Consider the following 2,462-nt stretch of genomic DNA (forward strand, 5'->3'; position numbering starts at 1 on the left):
CCAGTAGGGATCAAGGCAGACCGATTCAGATCTCGCGCCAGCAAGCGACTCCCCGCATGATCCTCCATCCACTTCTTGTCGCCCTCGTTGAACAGACGCCCGTAAAATTCCTCGTCATATTTGTCATACTTGCTCTCGCTCTTGATCGGCCTATCCAGCAGCTTAGTGCGGATCTCCTTGGCCGCCGCTTCGTCTGCGCCCATCTGTTGGTGCAAATTCTTCAGAATCCCATCTAGTGCCTGAGCGACTGCCTTGTCTTCGGCAGCCACCGTCGCAAGGGTATTCAGGTACGACGGGTTCTTCTGGCTCATGGTCAGAGTCTTAAACACATCGCGCGCTTGCTCCGGCGAGTTCTCGCTTTCCTTGAGCAGTGCGCTAACGAGTTGCGCGTGCCCCAATACCGCCGCCTCTCTTACCTTATCTTTCCCATCTTCCCACGCGCTGGCCAAGGTCCGCATACGCACGACCAATTCCGGATGGGTCAGCTTTTTCAGCAAGTCTTGGCTTTCACTTGCATCCGGCGCCGAGCGGGCCTTCAAGTGATTCGATACCAGCCTCAGTCGCTCCAGCGCGGCCTGTTGTCCAGCCTGCCCCTTGGGCAGTGGCGTCGAGAATGCTTGCTCCAGCTCACGATTCTGCGCTGCGGCACTCTTTGACTCCTCCCAAGCGACTCGGACTGGCGGCCGGCTACTCTCGGCCACCACCTGCTGCGCAGGTCCCGACAAGGTAGTTTGTGAACTTGAAAGCGGCTGCGACTCAATATCCGCGCTAGGTTGGCTGACCACTGATGTGGGAGCCTCCTGCATTGGTTCGCCTGGCACGATGAGATACGGTCCGACACGCTGCGGATTGGCCAGCACATAGTCCGCAAGACGTCCCCTCAAGGCGCGAATGACCTCCGTATTCGAGGCATTGCCCGGCAGACCAAGCTGCTGCTTCATCACGCCCACATCCGCGCCGAGCGAGGCCAGTACCGCATGATAGAAACAGTCGCCATCAGCTGGGACCGAAATTTCTCTGTCCCCTATCACCCCACTGTAATGCGCGTTCCGCAGCAGCACCACCACCGGTGCACGATCCGGCTGGGCCTGTCCGAACGGTGTCCTCGCAAAGGTCTGTCCGTCCACAATCGTCAGTTCACGCCCCCTCGGCCATATCGGTAACTCCGGCAACAGGCTCGACACCAGATCTCCCCCCTCGTTCTGCCACGACCCCATGGTTCGAATCTGTTCTGCAACCGCGCGCACGTTGTCCGGTATGGTGTCCTGCCGGTTCGGTTCGTTGAGGCGGGCGCGTTGTGCTTGAGCGGGAAGATGTCCGGCATCCGCTGAAATGGAAAGATCATATATGGAGCTATCAGAAATCCCGCAGAGCTCCTGCAAGCTATTTTCGCTTGGTCGACAGTGATTTGCCCCAACAAGAATTACACCTTTTTCTTGATTTTTTTTTAAGTTGAAAGATTCCGCCATGCCAACGTTTCGCGCTACAGCTCTATCAAGATGATTGCTGCTATTTGGTATGTGATTATCAATCAAGTGCACCTGAACGTGATGCTTTCTTGCCATTGAGATTACGTCTGGCAGGGGAACCTCATTACTTGTCGCCCCCGTTATTGCAGAACAATCGGAACAAAATTCCTTAAAAACAGGATGCTGGATTAGATTCTCATAATCGTTACTATTGAATAAGGAGCTAAGCTTTACATCGCCATCGCCTCCAAATATATCGCACTCCAGATCGGGGAACTCAAGATAAATGTCGCTAACTTTTCCAGAATCAATTAGTTCAATTAAAAAATATCTAGCGGCCGCGACATCATGCCTTTCACCGACAATGATATTACCATTCTCCAGCCTCACTTTGGCGTCAGCTAATAAAATGTTGTCTCTTTCGGAAAGAAGCGTATTTATTGCAGGGTTTTTGGTATCATTCATGCTTTTCACTTCTGAATGATATGTGTTGCTGCCGCTGTCTGCAGCACGAATAACATTAAACATGCATCTACTCCAACATTAAATGTTAACGCAAAACTAGTTTGAAACATGACGCCGTAGCTGGTCAGCAGATCGGCCAACTCGACATCGATGGTTTCTGTGGTCCAGGTGGCGAAACGGGTTCTATCGCGATAACGGAGACGAGACGAGGCTGATCGCTATCTTCAGGAGTCCTTACATCACCAATGCCCCCCCCCGCGTCAGAATAGTTGTCGCCCGATCAACCTCGATGCCGTGTTCCTCCATCATCTCTTCGAGATTACGCAGGCTCAGCGAATAGGTCACGTACCTCCGCACGCACAGCAAAATAAGCTCTCAACAGAAAGTAAATCTATAATTTGATCCGAATCCTTGAAGGACCGTATCGACGTCTTCTTCAAGGGTTTGGATGTCACGCGCCTTGAAGGCCAGCCACTCATATTTCATCTTGTGCCACAGTTTCTCGATGCGATTGAGCTCCGGGCTGTA

1 protein-coding gene and 1 pseudogene are annotated in these 2,462 nt (G+C 52.7%); both read right to left on the reverse strand.

What is annotated here, in order from left to right; genetic code table 11:
• A partial coding sequence (locus CFB82_RS42985) for a hypothetical protein (protein ID WP_143751086.1) occupies positions 1 to 1,997 on the reverse strand: 1,997 nt, incomplete at its 3' end.
• Between the two features lie 207 nt (positions 1,998 to 2,204).
• Positions 2,205 to 2,303 (reverse strand): annotated as a pseudogene (locus tag CFB82_RS42990) (IS6 family transposase); the annotation flags it as partial.
• Between the last annotated feature and the right edge of the window lie 159 nt (positions 2,304 to 2,462).

Source organism: Burkholderia sp. HI2714, assembly GCF_002223085.1.
In the GTDB taxonomy this organism is placed as follows: Bacteria; Pseudomonadota; Gammaproteobacteria; order Burkholderiales; family Burkholderiaceae; genus Burkholderia; species Burkholderia lata_D.